Below are 21,962 nucleotides of genomic sequence, written 5' to 3' on the forward strand. Positions count from 1 at the left end.
GCCACGGAGTTGATTCCACTGTGTACCTCCTGAGGGGTCTGTTCCTGTGATCCTTCTGGAAACCGCCTCGACCGGGTGATGAGCTACCGGGCAGGCCGAGGCGGAGCCTGGACGGGCGCCGGCAAGCGCCCAACGGCACGGCCCCGGTGAGCTCCGGGATGCCGCAAGCGGCGCAGCCGCAGCGCGCGGGGCAAGGCCGCGGCGGCACAGCGTTGACGACTCGTTGATTCTCACCACGGCTCCTTCGCTGCGTTCCGTATGTATGCGCACCGTAGAGCGGGTACAACAGCAGCGAGCACGCAAAGTGCGTGCCCTGGCGGGAAGGTCTCCATGCAGACTGGCATCGGCCGACGCATCGCCTACTGGCGCGGCCGGCGCGGACTGACGCAGGGGGACTTCGGACGCCTCATGGGGCAGTCCCGCCGCTGGGTGCAGGACCTGGAAGGGGGGCACCGGCAGACAGACCCCAGGCTGTCCGTCCTTGAGCGGGCTGCCGAAGTCCTGGGCATCCCTCTGGAACGGCTCGTGACCGACCCTGCTCCGGAAACACCGGTGCCGCCTCTGCCTGCCGCGGTGGCCGCGCTCGCCGACTGCCTGCACGCTCCGTCCCGGACCGGCGCCGTCCTCCCTGTCGATGACCTCAGACGGCGCGTCATGTACTGCTGCCAGGCTTGGGCATCCTGCCACTACGCGGCCGCCGCCCGGGAGCTGCCTGCCGTACTCGCGGACGCTCACCGCACCGCTGTGTCCGGCGGGGAAGCCACCGTACTCCTGTCCCGCGCGTACCAACTGACGGCCAGTTTGCTCTACAAGTACGGAGTGCTCGTCCGAACCTCCGCAGTGCTTGCCGCTGAACGGGGGCTGACCACCGCGGAGGCTTCCGGGGACCCCGTGTCCATCGGTGGCGCTGCACGGCGCGTCGCACGCGGACTGATGTACCAGCAGCGGCACGCCGCCGCGGTCGACCATGCGACGACCACCGCGGCCACACTGCGCCCCGACCTGGAACGAGCGGGCCCGACCGGGCTGTCCACGCTGGGCATGCTGTACCTGGTGGCCGCAGTCGGCGCGACCGGGGGCGGGCGAACGCCGCACGCTGTCGCCACAGCTGCCGAACGCCTGGTCGATGCCGAGGAGGTGGCAGGCCGGTGGGGCAGGGACAGTCGTGACTTCACCGGCTTCGGTCCGACCAACATCGCGCTGCACGAGGTCGATGTCCTGCTGCGGCTCGACGACGCAGGGTCGGCGGTCGAGGCCGCGCAGCGAATCGATCCCGTGGCCGTGTCGGGACTGGGGCGGGAACGTCGGGCCCGGCACCTCGTCACGACTGCACGTGCGTCGGCCTCGACGGGCCGCAGGGAAGACGCTGTCCGCGATCTGTTGGAAGCAGAACGACTCGCGCCTCAGGAGGTCGCTCGCCCCTCCGTGACCCGCTTGGTGGCGCGGCTCCTGGAGCTTGTGCCGATACCCGGTCGCGAGTTGCGTGGCCTTGCCCGACGATGTGGACTCCGCGCATGACCCAGCCCGTGCTCTACCTGATCGCGTGTGCAGCAGGCCCCGCCCAGCACATCGACGAGGGTGTCCGCACCGCACAAGCCGCCGGATGGGACACCTGCCTCGTTCTCTCCCCGACGGCTGCGAAGTGGTGGGGGGAGCGCACAGCCGAGTTGGCGGCGCTCACCGGGCACCCGGTGCGGCATCAGTACGCCCTGCCCGGTGAGTCCAGCGGGCTGCCGAGAGCGGACGCGATGCTCGTCGCTCCACTCACGACGACGAGCGCATGCAAGTGGGCTGCGGGAATCACCGACACCGTGTCGCTGGGTGTTCCCGCGGAAGCCGTGCACATGGGGGTGCCGGTCGCGGCGGCACCGTTTTGGAGCACCGCCCTCGGAGCCCAACCGGCAGTGACCCGAGCCGTGGAAGCACTCCGGGAGCAGGGCGTGCGGGTGGTGTTCACCCCGGGTGAGCCGCATCCCCCGAAGCAGGGCAAGGGAGCCGCCTACTCATGGGCGCACGCTCTTGAGTCCCTGCTCGACGAGCCCTGATGCCTGGCAGCCAGGCAATGCGAAGCGGGCTGCCGGCTACCCACCGAGCGCGGCCCGGCACGACCGCGCCCCCTTCACGGAACCGCCCGCGCAGCCGGAACCCCTCCCGTAAAAGCGCCCCCGCAGAACGCGGAACCACAGGGGTGACAGGTGGCTACGCGCGTAGATATGGTGCCCTGGTGAGCATGTCTACCGATGCGGCCCCTCGCGACGCCGGGAGGGACTCCCTCCTGGACGTCACGCACTCCGACGCCGCTCTCCGCCGCTTCCTGCACGGACTCCCTGGTGTCGACGCGGTCGGGCTGGAGGCCCGGGCCGCCGCGCTGGGGACCCGGTCCATCAAGACGTCCGCCAAGGCGTACGCGCTCGATCTGGCGATCTCCATGATCGACCTGACGACCCTGGAGGGCGCCGACACCCCGGGCAAGGTGCGCTCCCTGTGCGCCAAGGCCGCGAACCCGGACCCGACCGACCGGACCGCCCCCCGTGTCGCCGCCGTCTGCGTCTACCCCGACATGGCGGCCACCGCCAAGCAGGCGCTGGCCGACCTCGGCGCGGCGGCGCAGACGGACGCGCAGACGGGCGGGATCAAGGTGGCGTCCGTCGCCACCGCCTTCCCCTCCGGGCGGGCCGCGCTCTCCGTCAAGCTGGCCGACACCCGGGAGGCGGTCGCCGCGGGGGCGGACGAGATCGACATGGTGATCGACCGCGGCGCCTTCCTCGCGGGCCGCTATCTCCAGGTGTTCGAGGAGATCCGTGCGGTCAAGGAGGCGTGCGGTGCCGCCCATCTCAAGGTGATCTTCGAGAACGGCGAGCTGGCCACCTACGACAACATCCGCCGCGCCTCGTGGCTGGCGATGCTGGCGGGCGCCGACTTCATCAAGACCTCCACCGGCAAGGTCGCCGTCAATGCCACCCCGCCCGGCACGCTGCTCATGCTGGAGGCGGTCCGCGGTTTCCGGGCGGCCACCGGGCGGCAGGTCGGGGTCAAGCCGGCGGGCGGCATCCGCACGGCGAAGGACGCGATCAAGTACCTGGTGGTGGTGAACGAGACGGCGGGCGCGGACTGGCTCAGCCCCGACTGGTTCCGCTTCGGCGCCTCCAGCCTGCTCAACGACCTGCTGATGCAGCGTCAGAAGCTGACCACCGGCCGCTACTCCGGCCCCGACTACGTAACGGTGGACTGAGCCGTGACCGACCCGAGCACCCCGCCCGGCACCCCGCCCGGCAGCGCGCAGCCTTTCGCCTACGCCCCGGCCCCCGAGTCACGCGCGGTCGTCGACATCGCCCCCTCCTACGGTCTGTTCGTCGACGGCGAGTTCCGTGAGGCCGCCGCAGGCCAGGTCTTCAAGACGCTCGCCCCGGCCACCGAGGAGGTGCTGTCGGAGGTCGCCCACGCCGGTGAGGAGGACGTCGAGGCGGCAGTCCGCGCGGCCCGCACCGCGTTCGGGCCGTGGTCGGCGCTGCCGGGGGCCGAGCGCGCCAAGTACCTCTTCCGGATCGCCCGCATCGTCCAGGAGCGCTCCCGCGAGCTGGCGGTCCTGGAGACGCTGGACAGCGGCAAGCCGATCCGCGAGTCGCGGGACGCGGACCTGCCGCTGGTCGCCGCGCACTTCTTCTACTACGCGGGCTGGGCGGACAAGCTCTCCTACGCGGGCTTCGGCCCCGACCCGCGCCCGCTGGGTGTCGCCGCGCAGGTCATCCCGTGGAACTTCCCGCTGCTGATGCTCGCCTGGAAGATCGCGCCCGCGCTGGCCGCCGGCAACACGGTGGTGCTCAAGCCCGCGGAGACGACGCCGCTGTCGGCGCTGTTCTTCGCGGACATCTGCCGTCAGGCGGGGCTGCCCCGGGGGGTGGTCAACATCGTCACCGGTGACGGGGCGACGGGCGCGGCCCTGGTGGCGCACCCGGACGTGAACAAGGTCGCCTTCACCGGTTCGACCGCCGTAGGGCGGCAGATCGCCCGTACCGTCGCGGGCACGGACAAGCGCCTCACCCTGGAACTCGGCGGCAAGGGCGCCAACATCGTCTTCGAGGACGCCCCGCTCGACCAGGCCGTCGAGGGCATCGTGGGCGGCATCTTCTTCAACCAGGGCCAGGTGTGCTGCGCGGGCTCCCGTCTGCTCGTCCAGGAGTCGGTGCACGAGGAGGTGCTGGACGCGCTCAAGCGGCGGATGTCCACGCTCCGCGTCGGCGACCCGCTCGACAAGAACACCGACGTCGGGGCCATCAACTCCGCCGAGCAGCTCGCCCGGATCACCGAGCTGGCCGAGGCGGGCGAGACCGAGGGCGCCGAGCGCTGGTCGGCGCCGTGCGCGTTGCCCGGCGAGGGCTACTGGTTCGCGCCGACCGTCTTCACCCACGTCGGCCAGGCGCACCGCATCGCGCGCGAGGAGATCTTCGGCCCGGTGCTGTCGGTGCTCACCTTCCGCACCCCGGACGAGGCGGTCGCCAAGGCCAACAACACGCCCTACGGGCTGTCGGCCGGGATCTGGACGGAGAAGGGCTCGCGCATCCTGCAGATGGCCGACCGGCTGCGGGCCGGCGTGGTGTGGGCCAACACGTTCAACAAGTTCGACCCGACCTCCCCGTTCGGCGGTTACAAGGAGTCGGGCTACGGCCGCGAGGGCGGCAGGCACGGTCTGGAGGCCTACCTTGAGCACGCCTGAGACGTCGCGGGGGCGGCTGACCGTCCTGAAGACCTACAAGCTGTACGTCGCGGGGAAGTTCCCCCGCTCCGAGAGCGGCAGGGTGTACGAGGTGACCGACGGAAAGGGCCAGTGGCTGGCCAACGCCCCGCTGGCCTCCCGCAAGGACGCGCGGGACGCGGTCGTCGCCGCCCGCAAGGCGTTCGGCACCTGGTCCGCAGCCACGGCCTACAACCGGGGGCAGGTCCTCTACCGGGTCGCGGAGATGCTGGAGGGCCGCCGCGAGCAGTTCGCCGCCGAGGTGGCCGCCGCGGAGGGCCTCTCCAAGGCGAAGGCCCTGGCGGCGACGGACGCCGCGATCGACCGCTGGGTCTGGTACGCGGGCTGGTCCGACAAGGTCGCCCAGGTGCTGGGCAGCTCCAACCCGGTCGCGGGCCCGTACTTCAACCTCTCCACCCCGGAGCCGACGGGCGTGGTCGCGGTGCTGGCTCCGCAGCGGTCCTCGCTGCTGGGCCTGGTCTCCGTCCTCGCGCCGGTGCTCGTCACCGGCAACACGGCGGTGCTGGTCACCTCCCGTACCGCCCCGCTGCCCGCCCTCTCCCTCGCCGAGGTGCTGGCCACCTCCGACGTGCCCGGCGGGGTGGTCAACGTGCTCTCCGGCGACACGGCCGAACTGGCCCGCCCGCTGGCCGCCCACCAGGACGTCGACGCCATCGACCTGGCGGGCGCGGACAGCGAACTGGCCACCGAACTGGAGACCGCCGCCGCGGAGAACCTCAAGCGGGTGCTGCGCCCCTCCCCCGGCTCCGCCGACTGGACGGCCACCCCGGGCCTCGACCGCCTCTCGGCGTTCCTGGAGACGAAGACGGTCTGGCACCCCATCGGCGCCTGACCGCAGGACAGGAGGGCCTGCCCGCCCCGGTGGAAAATGCGGGGCGGGCAGCCGGACACCAGCACGGACGAGGGCGACGCGGGCGAGGGTGACGAGGTCAGGGCGGTGGTCGCGGGTCGGTCGGTGTTCAGGTACGTCCGGCCGGATGTGTCACGTGGCCTCCTTCGGGGCTGAGGGCTCGGTGTCCACCTTGGAAAACCTGGTGAGCCACACGGTCAGCCCGCCCAGAAGACCGAGGGCGCCCGCCACCCAGTACGCCGCGTGGAAGCCGGAGAGCTGACCGGCCGGGTCGGTGGCACCGCCGCTGACACCGGTCGAAACGGCGACCAGGACGGCCAGACCGACGCTGTTGCCGATCTGCTGAGCGGTGACGTTGACCGCGCCGGCGACTCCGTGCCGGTGGGGCGGCAGGCCCTCCAGCGTGGCGGCCGTCATCGCGCCGAACCCCAGACCCTGGCCGGTGCTCATGACCACGATGCCGGGGAGCATGTGCGCCCAGTACGAGCCGTTTTCCGGTGTGCCCACCCACAGCGTGACGCCGGTTCCGATGAGAACCAGGCAGACGGCCATCATGGGCCTGTAGGCCGCCGGCGACATCAGACGTCCGGCGATCTGCGAGCTGATGACCACGACCACGCCCACGGGCAGGACGGCCATTGCGGACTCGAACGGCGAGTAGCCGAGTACCCCTTGCGCGTACAGCGGCGAGAAGAACAGCAGCCCGCCGGCGCCGGTGTAGAAGACAGCACCGGTGAGGGAGGCGGCCCGCACCGGGGGGCTGCGGAAGACGCTCATCGGAAGCAGCGGCTCCGTACGCCCCTTCTCCCACACGACGAAGCCCGCCAGCACGATCACGGCCGGCGCCAGGGAGAGCAGGACCTGTGCGGAGCCCCAGCCGGCCTCACTGCCCTCGCTCACGCCGTACACGACCAGGCCGATACCCATGCTGACCAGGACCGCGCCCGGGATGTCCAGGGGGCGCGGCCGGCGCCGGCCCGCGGGAAGCACCGACCGGACCCCTGCCAGTACCGCAGCTCCGACGACGACGCTGACGGCGAACACCGAACGCCAGCCGAGGGCGTCGGTGAGAGCCCCGCCGATGACCAGCGCGACGCTGAAGCTGGACCCGCCGGTCGCCGCATAGACCGCCAGCGCCCGGTTCCGCTGCGGTCCCTCGGGGAAGATCTGGGTGAGCAGAGCAAGCGACGCGGGGCCGGACAGTGCTGCACCGATCCCCTGAAGTGCCCGAGCCGTGATCAGCACCCAGACGGTCGGGGCGAGCGCGGCGCCCAGCGAGGCCACGGCGAAGAGCGCGACGCCCACTGCGAAAATCTTCCGGCGGCCCAGGACGTCCGCAACCCTGCCCCCGAACAGCAGGAACCCGGCGAACGCAATGGAGTAGGCGGTCATCGTCCATTGCAGCGTGGAGCTGTCGATGTCGTACTCATGGCCGATGGAGGGCAAGGCGGCGTTGATGACCGCGGCCCCGCCGGTGTCCAGTGCCAGCGCTCCGGCGAGGAGAACGAGCGCCCACCGGCGTCGACTCGGGAGTACACCGATATCCGGCTCTCCGGGCCCCGGTTCCGCGTCAAGATGTGTCACTGCGTACTCCTGTGGTTGTCCAGGGCCTCCCGACGGCTCGCTCATCCGCAGGTCGGCGGCGCTCCCAGGCGGCAGCCCGGCGACGGCCGTGCCGTCGTTCCGGTGGCGGGGGCGGCTCGGGGAGGGCGGTAGCAGGGCATGGCTGATCGGCGCGGCGCCGTGGGTTCCGGCCCGCGTGCGGCGGCGGCCGTCAGCCGGTGCCCTCCACGGGGCGGCGGATGACGGTCTCGTCGATGTGCTTCGCGAGCCGGCCGCGCAGCTCCTGGAGCGCGGCAATCCGGTCGTCCAGTGCGGCGAGCCGGTCGGTGGCCCGCTGCAACTCGTCGGCGCAGTACGGGCTTTGCCGCAACGGCGCGTCCAGGCAGCCGTTGACCAGCGCGGGGCGGACTTCGTCCAGGGTGAGACCGGCGTCGAGGGCGTCCTTGATGTTCGCAGCCCGTACGGCGTCCAGCTCGCCGTACTCGCGGTAGCCGTTCTCGGCGCGGAGGGGCGCCAGGAAGCCCTGTTGCTCGTAGTAGCGCAGGGACCGGGGGCTGACGCCGGTCAGCTTCGCCAGCTCTCCGATCCGCATCTCGCTCTCCTTCAACATGGTCAGGACGTTAAAACCTTGACACGGGCGTCAAGGTCAAGCGGCGGACCCCAGGCTCATGCGGCCCCCGCTCCCAACGCCTGCGCCAACGCACCGTCCCCGGCCGCCCGGACCGTCCCCACGCGGATGGCGTCCCGCAGTGTCAGGGAGCCGTCCGCGAGGGCGGCGCAGGCGGCGGTGTCCAGTTCGAGGCGCAGGTCGCCGGGGTGCGGCGCGGCGCCCTCGGCGTACACCGGGCCCTCCTGCGCGTCGCCCAGCCGCAGGTGGAAGACGCCCTCGGGCAGCGCGATGTCCACGGTGCCGGTGGCCTCCTGACCGACGGCCCGCCGCACGGCGTCGCGCAGGGGCAGCGCCCACCAGTGGGCGCGGACGGCGTCGGTGGGGCCGGGTCCGCCCAGGGCAGGGGCGCCCCAGGTGGCGAGGGCGGTCAGGACGGGCAGCAGTGCCCGGCCGCGGGCGGTGAGCTCGTACACGTATCCGGACGCCGGTTTCGGCTGGCGGCGCCGTTCGGCCAAACCCTCGGCCTCCATGTGCTTGAGCCGCGCCGCGAGCATGTCGGTGCTGACGCCGGGCAGGTCGGCGTGGAGGTCGGTGTAGCGGCGGGGGCCGGCGAGGAGTTCGCGGACGATGAGCAGCGTCCAGCGGTCCCCGACGGAGTCGAGAGCACGGGCGACGGCGCAGAACTGGTCGTAGCTGCGCCGGGGTCGGCTGGTGCCGGCGCTGGTGGGTGCGCTGGCGCTGGGGCTGGTGCTCGCGTGGCTCGGCATGTCCGTCAGTCTAGACATGTCATTGGACTTTCCAAGTCTGCACTTGGTAGAACCAAGTAGCCGAGTGAGGACCAGGAGAGGGCGGGCGAGCATGGAGTTCCGGCAGTCGAACAAGCTCAGCGAGGTCTGTTACGAGATCCGCGGTCCGGTGATCGAGCAGGCCGACGCGCTGGAGGAGGCCGGACACAGCGTGCTGCGCCTCAACACCGGAAACCCGGCGCTCTTCGGCTTCGAGGCGCCCGAGGAGATCATCCAGGACATGGTGCGGATGCTCCCCCAGGCGCACGGCTACACCGAGTCGCGCGGCATCCTGGCAGCGCGCCGGGCCGTTGCCCAGCACTACCAGCAGCGCGGCTTCCCCGAGGCCGACGTGGACGACGTCTATCTGGGCAACGGCGTCTCGGAGCTGGTGTCCATGGCCGTCCAGGCGCTGGTCGAGGACGGCGACGAGATCCTCATCCCTTCCCCGGACTTCCCGCTGTGGACGGCCGTGACGACGATGGCCGGCGGCAAGGCGGTGCACTACGTGTGCGACGAGCAGGCCGGGTGGCTGCCCGACCTGGACGACATGGCCGCCAGGATCACGCCCCGGACCAAGGCCGTGGTCATCATCTCCCCCAACAACCCCACGGGCGCCGTCTACCCGCGCGAGCTGCTCGAAGGGATCCTCGATCTGGCCCGCCGCAACGGGCTGATGGTCCTCTCCGACGAGATCTACGACAAGATCCTCTACGACGGCGCCGTCCACCACCACGTGGGGGCACTGGCCCCCGACCTGGTCTGCCTCACCTTCAGCGGACTGTCCAAGGCCTACCGGGTGGCCGGTTTCCGCTCCGGCTGGCTGCTGGTCTCCGGGCCGAAGCAGCACGCCCGTGACTACCTGGAGGGCCTGGGCATGCTCGCCTCGATGCGGCTGTGCCCCAACGCCCCCGCCCAGTACGCCATCCAGGCGGCCCTCGGCGGCCGCCAGTCCATCGAGGAACTCGTCCTGCCGGGCGGCCGGCTGCACGAGCAGCGGGACGTCGCCTGGCAGAAGCTCAACGAGATCCCCGGGGTGAGCTGCGTCAAGCCGAAGGGCGCCCTCTACGCCTTCCCGCGGCTGGATCCCGAGGTGCACAGGATCCACGACGACGAGCGCTTCGTCCTCGACCTGCTGCTGCGGGAGAAGATCCAGGTCGTGCAGGGCACCGGCTTCAACTGGGCCCGCCCCGACCACTTCCGCGTCCTGACCCTGCCCCGCGCCGACGACCTGGACGCCGCGATCTCCCGCATCGGCCGCTTCCTGGAGGGCTACCGGCAGTAGGCGGGCGGCGGGCACCCGGCCTCGGGGAGCCCGCCGCCCGGCCGTCACACGTTGCCGGTCTCCGCCCCCACCGTCGTGCTGTCCCCGTGGCCCGTCCGTACGACGGTCTCGGGCGCCAGCGTGAGCAGCCGTTCCTTGATGGAGCGGACGATGGTGGGGTGGTCGGAGAAGGAGCGCCCCGTCGCGCCCGGGCCGCCCTGGAAGAGGGTGTCGCCGGTGAAGACGGTGCCCAGCCCCGGGGCGTACAGGCAGACGGCGCCGGGAGCGTGGCCGGGGGTGTGCAGCACGGTCAGCTCGGTGCCGCCCACAACCACCGTGCCCCCGTCGGCCAACTCGCCGTCGGGCACCCGGTCCGGGTGGGTCATGTCCCACAGGACGCGGTCGTCCGGGTGCAGCAGGATCGGTGCACCGGTGCGGTCGGCCAGCTCAGGGGCCGCGTCGATGTGGTCGTTGTGCGCGTGCGTGCACACGATGGCGCGCAGTGTGCGCCCGCCCAGCGCGGCCTCGATGGCGGCCGCGTCGTGCGCCGCGTCGATGACGACGGCCTCGGTGTCGTCGCCGACGATCCACACGTTGTTGTCGACCTGGTGGGTCTCCCCGTCGAGGCGGAACTCCCCGCTGGTGACGAGGTGATCGATACGGGCCGCCATCACAGCATCACCACCGAACGCAGCACGTCGCCCGCGTGCATCCGCTCGAACGCCTGCTCCACCTCGTCCAGGCCGACCGTCTCGGTGACGAACGCGCCCAGGTCCAACCGGCCCTGGGTGTGCAGGTCGATCAGCATCGGGAAGTCCCGCGAGGGCAGACAGTCCCCGTACCAGGACGACTTGAGGGAACCGCCCCGCCCGAAGACGTCCAGCAGCGGCAGCTCCAGTTGCATCTCCGGTGTCGGTACGCCGACGAGGACGACGGTGCCGGCCAGGTCGCGGGCGTAGAACGCCTGCTTGTACGTCTCCGGCCGACCCACCGCCTCGATGACCACGTCCGCACCGAACCCGCCGGTCAGCTCGCGGATCGCCTCGACGGGGTCGGCGGTGGAGGAGTTGACCGTGTGGGTGGCACCGATCTTCTCGGCGGTGGTGAGCTTGCGGTCGTCGATGTCGACGGCGATGATCTTCGCCGCACCCGCCAGCCGCGCCCCCGCGACGGCGGCGTCCCCGACCCCGCCGCAGCCGATGACGGCCACCGTGTCGCCGCGGGTCACCTGACCGGTGTTGATCGCGGCGCCGATCCCGGCCATGACGCCGCAGCCCAGCAGCCCGGCGACGGCCGGCGAGACCGCCGGGTCCACCTTGGTGCACTGCCCCGCAGCCACCAGCGTCTTGTCGGCGAAGGCGCCGATGCCCAGGGCGGGCTCCAACTCGCGGCCGTCGGCCTTGAGCGTCATCTTCTGCCTGGCGTTGTGCGTGTCGAAGCAGTACCAGGGCCGGCCCCGCTTGCAGGCCCGGCACTGGCCGCAGACGGCACGCCAGTTGAGGACCACGAAGTCGCCGGGCGCCACATCGGTGACGCCGTCGCCGACTGCCTCGACGACGCCTGCCGCCTCGTGCCCCAGAAGGAAGGGGTAATCGTCACTGATCCCGCCCTGCTTGTAGTGCAGATCGGTGTGGCACACGCCGCACGCCTGCACCTGGACGACGGCCTCGCCGGGCCCCGGGTCGGGGACGACGATCGTCTCGACCCGCACGGGTTCGTTCCTGCCGGGTGCGACGACCCCGCGTACTTCCTGTGCCATACGGGAGGGCCTCCTTCCTCCATCGGATACCTGGTTGCCGAAGATGCCATTCTCCCTGTCCAGGCGCGGTTTCCGGGAGGGCCCGTGCCGGGTTGCGACGACCCGATTCCCTCGGCCTTCCTTCGGCTTCCCCTCGGGCCCCGCGCCGGAGCGTACCGTCCGTCGCCCGCCCGCACCGCAACAGGAGCCGGACTCCCCACTTCGCCCGGTTTCCGCACGCGCCTTCGAACACACCGGGCTGATGGCGGACAATCGTTGCCCGTGACCGACTCCAGCGACACCTGCGACGCCCCGCACCGCACCGGCACGCCGGCGGCCGCACCGGCCCCCGCCCGGGTCGTCCTCCTCACCGGCCCCTCCGGCTCCGGCAAGACCCGGCTGGCCGCCCGCAGCGGACTGCCCGTCCTGCGCCTGGACGACTTCTACAAGGAGGCCGGTGATCCCACCCTGCCCGTGGTCGGGGCCGCCGTCGACTGGGACTCCCCCCTCTCGTGGGACGCCGAGGCCGCCGTGGAAGCCATCGCCCAGCTGTGCCGCGAGGGCACCACCACCGCTCCCCGGTACGACATCTCCCGCAGCGCCCGCACCGGCGCGGACCGCCTCGACCTGGCCGGCTCCCCCCTCTTCGTCGCGGAGGGCATCTTCGCCGCCGACATCGCCACCCGCTGCGCCGCCCTGGGCCTGCTCGCCGACGCCATCTGTCTGCGCGGCCACCCCGCCACCACGTTCCGCCGGCGCCTGCTGCGCGACGTCCGCGAGGCCCGCAAGCCGCTGCCCGTGCTGCTGAGCCGCGGCTGGCGCCTCATGCGGACCGAACCGGCCCTCGTCGCCCGTCACCGCGCCCTGGGCGCCACCCCGTGCGCCCACCAGGAGGCCCACGCCCGCATCTCCCGCCTGCGCACCACCGCGGAGGCGACGGCCCCCCTGCGCTGAGCCCGCGAAGGAGCGGTCCTTCCTTCGCGTGGGCGCGTCAGCGCAGGGCGGCGTACTCGGGGAGGACGAGCGACGAAGCGGCGGCCCTCCCCTGGTCGCCGGGGAGCCGGGAGGGCTCGTGCAGGGCGCGGTTGCGCGCCGCCAACTCCTCGGCGGTGAGCGGCAGGACGCTGGTGCCGCCCGCCGTGGCGAGCGCCTGGTTCAGCTCCGCGAACGGGCGTGCGCGCTCCTCGTACGCCGCGAAGGCGGTTGCGTGGTCGTCGTGCGCCGCCAGTTCACCGGCGAGGAGGTAGGCGCTGACCAGCGCCATGCTCGACCCCTGCCCCGCCAGGAAGGACGGGGCGTGGGCGGCATCACCGACGAGGGCGACCCGCCCGGTGGACCAGCGCTCCATCCGGATCTGGCTGATGACGTCGAAGAACAGGTCGTCGGCCTGACGCAGCGCGGCGACCATCCGCGGGATCTCCCACGCGTCGTCGCGGAAGACCTCCGCGACCAGCTCGCGCTGCGCGCCGGGCGAGCGGAAGGCGTCGAAGGGCGGCTGCGGGCGGGCGAAGCTGAGGAACGCGTGCACGTGGCCGGAGTTCTTGACGGCGTAGAGCGTCGCGGACCTGCCCGGCACGTTCCACATCACGCCCTCGTGGGCGAGGCCGAGGTGGTTGGGCATGGTGAAGCCGGCGAAGCAGCGGCCGAGGTAGCGGTGGTAGCGCTCCTCGGGCCCGAAGGCCAGGCTCCTGGTGTGGGAGTGCAGCCCGTCGGCGCCGACGACCAGGTCGAAGGTGCGCCGCGTGCCGCCGCGGAACGCCACCTCCACCCCGTCGCGGTGCTGGTGGAGTGCCGCGAGGGAGTCGCCGAAGAGGAACTCGACGTCCTCGCGGACGGCGTCGTACAGGGCGCATGCGAGATCCCCGCGGGGTATCTCCAGGTCCCGGCCTTCGACCCCGCCGGTGAGGGCCTCCGGCCGCACCGAAGCCACGGTGTCGCCGTCGGCGCCGAGGAAGGTGATCCGGCGGCTGTCGATGTGCGCGGCGCTCAGCCGCGGCAGGAGGCCCATCCGCTTCACCACCTCCAGCGCGGTGCCGCGGATGTCGATCGGGTAACCGCCGTCCCGCGGCGTTTCGGCCTTCTCCACCACCGTGACCCGGAAGCCGTGGTGGTGGAGCCAGTAGGCCAGCGCGGGCCCTGCGATGCCCGCCCCGGAGACGAGGACGGTCCGCCCGGTTGCCGTGCTCATGTCTGCCCCTCTCCCGGCCGGACGCGGAGCGACCCGACCGCATACGTACGTTAGGTACCTTCGTGCGGGGCGCGACGGCTCCGGCCGTACGCCCCACAGCAGAAACTATATACCTAACTTAGGTATCTAAGAGGAGTCGATCGCGATGGACCCCCAGCAGCCGGACAGCACCGCGGGAATGAGCGAGCAGGAAGTGCTGGCCGTGCTTCCCCGGCTGACACAGCTCGGCAACGCGCTCAACCGCGGCCGGCTGCCGGAACGCGCCCTGGAAGGCGCCGGGGTGCGCGTGGACCGGCCGGCGATGACGGTGCTGCTCATGCTGCACATGGCGGACCGCCCGCTGCGGATCGGCGAGATCGCCGCGCGGATGCAGGTGGCGGGCCCCCATGTGACCCGGCAGGTGAACGAGCTGGAGCGACGCGGACTCATCGCGCGCGTCCCGGACCCGAAGGACCAGCGGGCCCGCCTGATCGAGGCGACCCCGGAGGGCGCGGCGGCGGCCGAGGGCTACATGCGCACCCTCATCGGCTGGTTCACCGGCGCCCTCGCCGACTGGTCCGCCCAGGACCGGCAGACCTTCGGCCACCTTCTCGCGCGCTTCACCGACGACCTGACCGCCCACCTCGCGGCCCTCGACGAGCAGCCGCCGCGCGACTGACACCCCGTGGGGGCGCAGGAAACACAACAAGCGCAACGGGCGCGGAGAACACAAGAGAGCGGTTCCGTCCGGACCCCCGGTCCAGGCGGAACCGCTCTCTTTTCCCTATTCCCCGTTCCCCCGTGTCCCCCGTGTCCCCCTGCACCCCGTGTCCCCGCGGGGCCAGGTGGACGTCTGTGGCGGTGCCGTGCCGGCGGCGTGCCGGTCAGGCGACCAGTTCGTCGAAGCTCTCTTCCTGGTTGCGGCCGAAGCTGAGAACCTCGTCGTCGCGGAGCCGGCGCAGGGAGCGCCAGATGCTGCTCTTGACGGTACCGACGCTGATGTCCAATATGTCCGCGATCTCCGGGTCGGTGCGGCCCTCGTAGTAGCGCAGGACCAGCATCGTGCGCTGCAACTCGGGCAGCTTGGCGAGGGCCTGCCACAGGACGGTGCGCAACTCGGTGCCCCGCATGGCGTCCTGCTCCCCGGCGGTCTCGGGCAGCTCCTCGGTCGGGTACTCGTTCAGCTTCCGGCGGCGCCAGGCGCTGATGTGCAGGTTCGTCATGGTGCGCCGCAGGTATCCGCCCACGGCGGCCTTGTCGGTGATCCGGCCCCAGGCACGGTAGGTGGAGAACAGCGCGCTCTGCAGCAGATCCTCCGCCTCGAAGCGGTCACCGGTCAGGTGGTAGGCGGTGGCGTACAGGGAGGCGCGACGCTCGCGCACGTAGGCGGTGAACGCCGCCTCGGCGTCCGCGTCCACCCCGGACGCGGCCGGTTCCCCGACGGCGCCGAGAGCTGCCGCCTCCCTGTACTCGCCACTGCCACGGGAGCCCCCCTTGCTCCCGTACTCCCCCGTGCCCCCCGGGTTCCCGGCCTTCTCCTGCTCCCCCCGGTCCCCCGTCTTCCCCCCAGGGGCCGTCCCCTTCAGCCCCTCGACCGCGGGACCGAACACGGTCCGCGGACGCATCCGTCCGGCGCCGCGGGCGCATCCCCGCCCGACCCCGGGCTCCCGGCCCCGCTCCAGCAGCGGGGAGGCCGAGGAGACCGTTTCGGCACCCGACATCTCCGACCGGTTCTGAGAAACGGGAACCGCGGGGACGTGCAGACGCGTGTGAAGAACTGCGCTGGTGTTGGTGCCGTGCAGTGAGTTCATCTCGCGCGCCCCCTCGGAGCCGACCCGGTCGCTTGCCTGATGACGTAAACCCTGCCGCCCTGATTTCATGACCAGGTCCCCCGTCTGTCACAGCGGTGTCACAAGGGACGGGACGCCACACAGCGCCCCCTCCGCGGGGTGTGTCGCTGCCGGGTGCGGACCGCCGGTCGAAGTATGGGTGCGGCATGGGCCAGAATGGCGCGCGTGCCTTTCCTGTTGCTGATCGAGGACGATGACGCTGTCCGTACCGCCCTGGAGATGGGTCTGACCCGCCAGGGGCACCGCGTGGTGACCGCCGCGTCCGGCGAGGACGGCCTGAAACTGCTGCGCGAGCAGCGCCCGGACCTGATCGTGCTGGACGTGATGCTGCCCGGCATCGACGGTTTCGAGGTCTGCCGCCGCATCCGCCGCACCGACCAGTTGCCGATCATTCTGCTGACCGCGCGCAGCGACGACATCGACGTGGTGGTCGGCCTGGAGTCCGGCGCCGACGACTACGTCGTCAAGCCGGTGCAGGGCCGGGTCCTGGACGCCCGTATCCGGGCGGTCATGCGGCGCGGCGAGCGCGAGTCCAACGACGCGGCCACCTTCGGCTCGTTGGTCATCGACCGCGCGGCCATGACGGTCACCAAGAACGGTGAGGACCTGCAACTGACGCCGACCGAGCTGCGGTTGCTGCTGGAGCTGAGCCGGCGCCCCGGTCAGGCGCTGTCGCGGCAGCAGCTGCTGCGCCTGGTATGGGAGCACGACTACCTGGGCGACTCCCGGCTCGTGGACGCCTGCGTGCAGCGGCTGCGGGCCAAGGTCGAGGACGTGCCCTCCTCCCCCACCCTGATCCGCACGGTGCGCGGCGTCGGCTACCGGCTGGACCCGCCGCAGTGAGGAACCGCACGACCGCTCAGAACGGACCCGCCGAGTGACCGACGCTCCCTCTCCCGGTGAGCGCCTGCGCGCCCGGCTCGCCGGCGTGCTGCCCTCGCTGCGGCTGCGCCTGGTCGTCGTCTTCGCGCTGGTGGCGCTGACCGCGGCCGTCTCCGCGTCGGGCATCGCCTACTGGCTCAACCGCGACGCCGTCCTCACCCGCGCCCAGAACGCGGCCCTCAACGACTTCCGCAAGACGATGGAGGACGACGCGGGCAGCCTGCCCCGCGAGGTGAGCTGCCAGGACCTGCGGGAGGCGGCCGCGAAGATGGCGCGCAGCTCGCAGAACTACCAGGTGCTGCTCGTCGACGAGACGGAGAGCGGCAAGCGGTGTGCCGCGGCCTCCAACCAGGACGACTTCAGCCTGGCGGACGTGCCCGCGCGGCTGCGCAACGCCGTCGGCAAGAAGCGGCCCCTCACCCAGCAGAACAAGCACCCCTACCACCTGTACTGGCAGCGCATCACGCTGGACGGTGACCCGTTCCTGGTCGGCGGCGCCAAGGTGACCGGCGACGAGCCGACACCCACCGGCTACCTGCTCAAGTCGCTGAAGCCCGAGCGCGACGACCTCAACTCGCTGGCCTGGTCGCTGGGGATCGCCACCGGGCTGGCGCTGATCGGCGCGATGCTCCTGGCGCAGGCAGCCGCCACGACCGTGCTGCGCCCGGTGCGGCGGCTGGGCGAGGCGGCGCGCAGGCTGGGCGAGGGCAAGCTGGAGACGCGGCTGCGGGTCTCGGGCACGGACGAGCTGGCCGAGCTGTCGCACACCTTCAACGAGGCGGCGGCCTCGCTGGAGCAGCGGGTGGACGAGCTCAGCGCGCGCGAGGCGTCCAGCCGGCGGTTCGTCGCCGACATGTCGCACGAGCTGCGCACCCCCATGACGGCGATCTCGGCCGTCACCGAGGTGCTGGAGGAGGAGCAGGAGAACCTCGACCCGATGATCGCGCCCGCCGTGCAGCTCGTGGTCAGCGAGACCCGGCGCCTCAACGATCTGGTCGAGAACCTGATGGAGGTCACCCGCTTCGACGCGGGCACGGCCAAGCTGGTGCTGGACGACGTGGACGTCGCCGACCAGGTGACCGCCTGCATCGACGCCCGCGCCTGGCTGGACGCGGTCGAGCTGGACGCCGACCGCGGCATCATGGCCCGGCTCGATCCGCGCCGCCTGGACGTCATCCTCGCCAACCTGATCGGCAACGCCCTCAAGCACGGCGGCTCCCCGGTGCGGGTGTCGGTGCGCACCCGGGAACGGCCCGCGGGCGGGGACGGTGACGAGCTGGTGATCGAGGTCGCCGACCAGGGCCCCGGCATCCCCGAGGACGTCCTGCCCCACGTCTTCGACCGCTTCTACAAGGCCAGCGCCTCCCGGCCGCGCTCGGAGGGCAGCGGTCTGGGCCTGTCGATCGCGATGGAGAACGCCCACATCCACGGCGGCGAGATCACCGCGCACAACGCCCCCCGGGGCGAGGGCGGCGCCGTCTTCACCCTCGCCCTGCCCCGGGACGCCCGCCGGGTGGCCGAGGAGTGGGAGCGCGAGAACGGCGCAGCGGACGAGAGCGCCGGCCGGGACCGGGACGAGGGAGCGGACCGATGAGCCGCGCCGGACGGCGGCTGCTGCCGCTCGCCCTGCTGGGCGCCCTCACCACGCTGACGGCCGCATGCGGCATCCGCGCCACCTCCGTACCGGTCGACGCGGGCGCGGCACCCTCCCGGGTGGGGTGCGTGCTGCCGCAGGACCCGGCCGACCCGGAGCGCCCGGAGAGCCTGTCGGGCGGCGGGACGGACCGCACGGTACGGGTCTACCTGGTGTGCGGCTCACGTGTCTCGCCCGTCGAGCGGCAGGTACACATGCCGGGCGGACGCTCGGCGGCGGAGCGGCTGCCGGTGGCGCGCACGCTGCTGAAGGAACTGCAGCGGCGGCCCACCGCACCCGAGGGCACGGCGGGCTTCGAGACGGCCGTACCCGACGGCCTGACGGTCCAGGGACCGGCGGACGGCGACCCGGACGAGGCGCTGCGACTGAGCAGGCCGCTGGACGAGCTGCCGTCGTACGCCCTGGCGCAACTGGTGTGCACGTACGCCGACACCGCGGCGGCCGACGCCGACGACGGGGTGGTCCTCGGCGGCCCCGTGGACGGGAAACGGACGAACGGGGGGCGCCCGGCCGCGCAGGACGGCCGGGCGACCCGTACGGACGCCGAGGCGGAGGACCGCGACGCCGCGCGGGCGTCGGCCGCGCCGCTGAAGCGGTTCGAGTGCGACACCGCTCTGCGCACCCGCCCGCAAGCGGCCGACACGGCCGGCACCCAGGTGTGAGCGAAGAGCTCCCGGGGCGGGCGCCCGCACAGGGCCGGTGACCGTTCACGGACCCGGCGAGGCGGGGACGGGGGCCGGCCCGGGAACACGGGTGTGACACAGCCGGAACCCGCCCGGGACACCCCGCCGGAACCACGGCCGAAGACAGTGACGTCCTTGCTGGTGTGCAGCGCCTTGGCTCCGGCGGTCCGACCTCCGCCTCCCGAATCCGCGCCGTGGGACTCCTCCTGCTGGCGGCACACCTGTGTCTCGTCGGGTGGCTGGCGTTGCGCCCCCTGGCGGTGCCCTGGGTGACGCCCACGAATCTGCATCCGCTCGCCACGATCCGCTCCGACCTCGCGGACGGAGCGTGGACCGCGGTGCGCAACCTCGCCCCGGGACTGCTGCTGCTCGCCCCCTTCGGGGTACTGCTGCCCCTGGCCACCGGACGGCTGCACCGGGCGCTGCCGGGCACCGTGGCCCGCACCACCTTCGCCGGGGCGATGGTGTCGGTGGGGGTCACCCTGGTGCAGGCGGGGGTGCCGGGACACGTCGTCGACGTGGACACGGTGCTGCTGAACACCGCGGGGGTGGCCCTGGCCGCCGGGCTCGTCTTCCCGACGGTACGGCGCCGGCTGCGCTTCCGGGACGGGAGCTGGGACGCCGGCGGCGTCGGCAGCGGCGGCCCGGCGCACCACCCCGGCCGCACCGGCGGCGCCGGTCGTACCGACGGTGACCGCGTGCAGCGGAGCCGGCCGGGCGGCGAGGGCCGGGTACGACTGCGGGGCGAGGGCGGAGTACGGCTGCGGGAGGAAGCGTCTCAGGGATCCACCCCGAGGCGTACCAGGGTCGGAACAGCACCCTAGTGGGATGTTTCGTCCCGCTTTCCGCTCTACCGTCGAAGGCAGATGGACCTCGACGAAGGAGCAGCTCCCATGACCGCACTGGCCCGCCCCGAAGAAGGACGGATGATCGCCGGCGTGTGCGCCGCCCTCGCCCGGCGCTTCGGCACCACACCCGCCACGATGCGGGTGCTCTTCCTCGTCTCGTGCCTGCTGCCCGGACCGCAGTGCCTGCTCTACCTGGCGCTGTGGATCCTGTTGCCCAGCGAGGGCCGGCACCACCGGTCCGCGTGGTGAGGCATCCCGCCGGGCCCCGGACGAGACGCCCCGGGCGCCCGGCAGCCGGGCGCCCGGCCCGGACACGACACAGCGGCGGCGGGCTCCCCCGGGTGGGGGAGCCCGCCGCCGCTGTGTCGCGACGCCCGTGCGCGGACGGCGAGCCCGCCGCCTCAGCGCAGCACCGCACGCTCCGTCAGTGCGAACCGCCGACCGGCAGCGCCTGGCCGAGCGGCAGCCCGCCGATCATGCCGCCGCCGGGGGCCGAGCTCTTGGCGTCGCTGCTGCCCTCGCCCTTGCCGGCGGACTTGTGCGCGTTGTCGGCCACCGTCTCGGTCGCGTCCAGCGGCGTACCGGTCAGGGCGCCGGACAGCGCCTCCTGGGCCACGCCCACCGGCTGGGACAGCCCGCCCGGCAGGCCCTGGGTGGCCTCCTCCAGCGGGAGGGCGCCCAGCGTCTGGCCCGCGGTCTTGGTGACCGGGCCGAGCGCCTGACCGCCGGGGGTACCGCCGAGCGTGTCGGTGGGGGCGGCGGAGGCGGCGGAGGCGCCGGCCACGACGACGGCCGCACCCATCGCGGCGACGCCCAGGGTCTTCTTGGCTACCTGCTTCATCAGTGTCTACGTCCTCGGAGTGGGGGCTTCGTGCTGCGGCCCGGAAGGAGTGAGCAGCCCGTGAGGGGCTCGGACAGCCCGGCGAACGTAGCCAGGATCTCGAAGGAGTCGCAAACACCTCGGCAGTGCCGTAAGTCGCCCTCCCGCAGCCTGTGCCGACCGCCGCGACGAGGTGTTCCGCCGCCGCCCGCATCGCCCGCGGTGGCGGCGGAACCGCTGGTCACCAGGGGTCAGCGCGCAGCCGCGGGAAAGAGCCACTCGGACTTGAGCTCGGCGTATCCCGGCTTCACCACGTCGTTGATCATGGCGAGACGTTCATCGAAAGGAATGAACGCCGACTTCATGGCATTGACGGTGAACCACTGCATGTCGTCCAGCGTGTAGCGGAACGTCCCCACGAGCTGCGCGAATTCGTTGCTCATGCTCGTCCCGCTCATCAGCCGGTTGTCGGTGTTGACCGTCGCCCTGAAGTGCAGCCTGCGCAGCAGCCCGATCGGGTGCTCCGCGTAGGAGGACGCGGCCCCGGTCTGCAGGTTGGAGGTGGGGCACAGCTCCAACGGGATCCGCTTGTCCCGCACGTACGCCGCCAGCCGGCCCAGCTTGACGTCGCCGCCCTCGCCGACCTGGATGTCGTCGATCAACCGCACCCCGTGCCCGAGCCGGTCCGCGCCGCACCACTGGAGGGCCTGCCAGATGGACGGCAGCCCGAACGCCTCCCCCGCGTGGATGGTGAAGTGGTTGTTCTCCCGCTTGAGGTACTCGAACGCGTCCAGGTGCCGGGTGGGCGGGTGGCCTGCCTCGGCACCCGCGATGTCGAAGCCGACGACCCCCAGGTCGCGGTACCGGTTGGCCAGCTCCGCGATCTCCAGCGCGCGGGCCGCGTGCCGCATCGCCGTCAGCAGCGCGCCCACCCGGATGCGGTGTCCGGCGGCACGGGCGCGGCGCTCCCCCTCGCGGAAGCCCTCGTCGACGGCCTCGACCACCTGCTCCAGGGTCAGTCCGCCGAGCAGGTGCTGCTCGGGGGCGTACCGGATCTCCGCGTAGACGACGCCGTCGGCCGCCAGGTCCTCCGCACACTCCGCCGCGACGCGGAAGAGCGCGTCGCGGGTCTGCATCACGCCGACCGTGTGCGAGAACGTCTCCAGATAGCGCTCCAGGGACCCCGAGTCGGCGGACTCGCGGAACCAGGTCTCCAGTTGTCCGGCGTCCGTGGCGGGCAGCGCGTCGTAGCCGTTCTCGCGGGCCAGTTCGACGACGGTCGCGGGCCGCAGCCCGCCGTCGAGGTGATCGTGCAGCAGGACCTTCGGCGCCCGGCGGATCTGCTCCGGGGTGGGGACGGTGCTCGTCGGACCGGCCCCCCGGGGAAAGGTGCTCTCGGATTCGCTTACCATCACGGCACTGTAGCGCCTACGCGCGTAGAACGCAGAGGGACCGCGCACTTTGCGCCGCGTCCGCGTCCCGGGACTCCGCTTTC

At 72.4% G+C, this 21,962-nt stretch carries 22 protein-coding genes; 13 read left to right on the forward strand and 9 right to left on the reverse strand.

Features of this window, described 5'->3' with window-relative positions; genetic code table 11:
• The first annotated feature begins 330 nt into the window (after positions 1-330).
• From H297_RS0103590 to H297_RS0103610, 5 genes are all read left to right on the forward strand, one after another.
• On the forward strand, positions 331-1,518 hold the full coding sequence (locus tag H297_RS0103590) for a helix-turn-helix domain-containing protein (RefSeq protein WP_027735933.1): 1,188 nt from the start codon (positions 331-333) through the stop codon (positions 1,516-1,518).
• Complete coding sequence (locus H297_RS0103595; protein WP_027735934.1) at positions 1,515-2,045, forward strand: flavoprotein; 531 nt, start codon at positions 1,515-1,517, stop codon at positions 2,043-2,045. The genes H297_RS0103590 and H297_RS0103595 overlap by 4 nt, the downstream gene beginning before the upstream one ends.
• 185 nt (positions 2,046-2,230) lie before the next feature.
• Positions 2,231-3,232: a deoxyribose-phosphate aldolase gene (gene deoC, locus H297_RS0103600; protein ID WP_027735935.1), complete on the forward strand. Its 1,002-nt coding sequence runs from the start codon at positions 2,231-2,233 to the stop codon at positions 3,230-3,232.
• 3 nt (positions 3,233-3,235) lie between these two features.
• Positions 3,236-4,714: an aldehyde dehydrogenase family protein gene (locus H297_RS0103605; RefSeq protein ID WP_027735936.1), complete on the forward strand. Its 1,479-nt coding sequence runs from the start codon at positions 3,236-3,238 to the stop codon at positions 4,712-4,714.
• On the forward strand, positions 4,701-5,585 hold the full coding sequence (locus H297_RS0103610; protein WP_027735937.1) for an aldehyde dehydrogenase family protein: 885 nt from the start codon (positions 4,701-4,703) through the stop codon (positions 5,583-5,585). The genes H297_RS0103605 and H297_RS0103610 overlap by 14 nt, the downstream gene beginning before the upstream one ends.
• A gap of 150 nt (positions 5,586-5,735) precedes the next feature.
• On the opposite strand, the gene H297_RS0103620 is transcribed toward H297_RS0103610, so the two are convergent.
• From H297_RS0103620 to H297_RS34275, 3 genes are all read right to left on the reverse strand, one after another.
• On the reverse strand, positions 5,736-7,187 hold the full coding sequence (locus tag H297_RS0103620; protein WP_051351450.1) for an MFS transporter: 1,452 nt from the start codon (positions 7,185-7,187) through the stop codon (positions 5,736-5,738).
• A gap of 190 nt (positions 7,188-7,377) precedes the next feature.
• Positions 7,378-7,776 (reverse strand): MerR family transcriptional regulator, encoded by a 399-nt coding sequence (locus H297_RS0103625; RefSeq protein ID WP_027735939.1) that lies wholly within the window; start codon positions 7,774-7,776, stop codon positions 7,378-7,380.
• Between the two features lie 56 nt (positions 7,777-7,832).
• Positions 7,833-8,543 (reverse strand): winged helix-turn-helix transcriptional regulator, encoded by a 711-nt coding sequence (locus H297_RS34275; protein ID WP_051351451.1) that lies wholly within the window; start codon positions 8,541-8,543, stop codon positions 7,833-7,835.
• 91 nt (positions 8,544-8,634) lie between these two features.
• Here H297_RS34275 and H297_RS0103635 point away from each other — a divergent pair, with 91 nt between their 5' ends.
• Positions 8,635-9,846, forward strand: coding sequence for a pyridoxal phosphate-dependent aminotransferase (locus tag H297_RS0103635; protein ID WP_027735940.1), 1,212 nt, complete (start codon positions 8,635-8,637; stop codon positions 9,844-9,846).
• A gap of 44 nt (positions 9,847-9,890) precedes the next feature.
• On the opposite strand, the gene H297_RS0103640 is transcribed toward H297_RS0103635, so the two are convergent.
• Positions 9,891-10,496, reverse strand: a complete 606-nt coding sequence (locus tag H297_RS0103640) for an MBL fold metallo-hydrolase (RefSeq protein WP_027735941.1) — start codon at positions 10,494-10,496, stop codon at positions 9,891-9,893.
• Positions 10,496-11,584 (reverse strand): S-(hydroxymethyl)mycothiol dehydrogenase, encoded by a 1,089-nt coding sequence (locus tag H297_RS0103645; RefSeq protein ID WP_027735942.1) that lies wholly within the window; start codon positions 11,582-11,584, stop codon positions 10,496-10,498. The genes H297_RS0103640 and H297_RS0103645 overlap by 1 nt, the downstream gene beginning before the upstream one ends.
• A gap of 261 nt (positions 11,585-11,845) precedes the next feature.
• Here H297_RS0103645 and H297_RS34280 point away from each other — a divergent pair, with 261 nt between their 5' ends.
• Complete coding sequence (locus H297_RS34280; protein ID WP_051351452.1) at positions 11,846-12,517, forward strand: ATP-binding protein; 672 nt, start codon at positions 11,846-11,848, stop codon at positions 12,515-12,517.
• A 37-nt stretch (positions 12,518-12,554) separates the two neighbouring features.
• Here H297_RS34280 and H297_RS0103655 read toward each other — a convergent pair whose 3' ends face one another.
• Positions 12,555-13,751: an FAD-dependent monooxygenase gene (locus H297_RS0103655; RefSeq protein ID WP_027735943.1), complete on the reverse strand. Its 1,197-nt coding sequence runs from the start codon at positions 13,749-13,751 to the stop codon at positions 12,555-12,557.
• A gap of 145 nt (positions 13,752-13,896) precedes the next feature.
• On the opposite strand from H297_RS0103655, the gene H297_RS0103660 reads away from it, so the two are divergent.
• On the forward strand, positions 13,897-14,409 hold the full coding sequence (locus tag H297_RS0103660; RefSeq protein ID WP_051351453.1) for a MarR family transcriptional regulator: 513 nt from the start codon (positions 13,897-13,899) through the stop codon (positions 14,407-14,409).
• 205 nt (positions 14,410-14,614) lie between these two features.
• Here H297_RS0103660 and H297_RS0103665 read toward each other — a convergent pair whose 3' ends face one another.
• Positions 14,615-15,541 carry a SigE family RNA polymerase sigma factor gene (locus tag H297_RS0103665; protein ID WP_027735945.1) on the reverse strand — a complete coding sequence of 309 codons (927 nt, stop codon included), beginning with the start codon at positions 15,539-15,541 and terminating at the stop codon, positions 14,615-14,617.
• A gap of 204 nt (positions 15,542-15,745) precedes the next feature.
• Between H297_RS0103665 and afsQ1 the strand changes: the two genes are divergently transcribed.
• From afsQ1 to H297_RS0103690, 5 genes are all read left to right on the forward strand, one after another.
• Positions 15,746-16,423 (forward strand): two-component system response regulator AfsQ1, encoded by a 678-nt coding sequence (afsQ1, locus tag H297_RS0103670; protein ID WP_027735946.1) that lies wholly within the window; start codon positions 15,746-15,748, stop codon positions 16,421-16,423.
• 34 nt (positions 16,424-16,457) lie between these two features.
• Positions 16,458-18,056, forward strand: coding sequence for a sensor histidine kinase (locus H297_RS34285; protein WP_051351454.1), 1,599 nt, complete (start codon positions 16,458-16,460; stop codon positions 18,054-18,056).
• Complete coding sequence (locus H297_RS34290) at positions 18,053-18,778, forward strand: hypothetical protein (RefSeq protein ID WP_037792566.1); 726 nt, start codon at positions 18,053-18,055, stop codon at positions 18,776-18,778. Before H297_RS34285 ends, H297_RS34290 begins: the two co-directional genes overlap by 4 nt.
• Before the next feature lie 215 nt (positions 18,779-18,993).
• On the forward strand, positions 18,994-19,623 hold the full coding sequence (locus H297_RS0103685; protein WP_037792569.1) for a VanZ family protein: 630 nt from the start codon (positions 18,994-18,996) through the stop codon (positions 19,621-19,623).
• Positions 19,624-19,692: 69 nt separating this feature from the next.
• On the forward strand, positions 19,693-19,896 hold the full coding sequence (locus H297_RS0103690; RefSeq protein WP_027735948.1) for a PspC domain-containing protein: 204 nt from the start codon (positions 19,693-19,695) through the stop codon (positions 19,894-19,896).
• 175 nt (positions 19,897-20,071) lie between these two features.
• On the opposite strand, the gene H297_RS0103695 is transcribed toward H297_RS0103690, so the two are convergent.
• The gene (locus H297_RS0103695; protein ID WP_027735949.1) at positions 20,072-20,488 is read right to left on the reverse strand and encodes a hypothetical protein; all 417 of its coding nucleotides are present in this window, start codon (positions 20,486-20,488) and stop codon (positions 20,072-20,074) included.
• A 230-nt stretch (positions 20,489-20,718) separates the two neighbouring features.
• Positions 20,719-21,879 (reverse strand): adenosine deaminase, encoded by a 1,161-nt coding sequence (locus H297_RS34295; protein ID WP_037792849.1) that lies wholly within the window; start codon positions 21,877-21,879, stop codon positions 20,719-20,721.
• Positions 21,880-21,962: the final 83 nt, after the last annotated feature.

The organism is Streptomyces sp. CNT360, assembly GCF_000424785.1.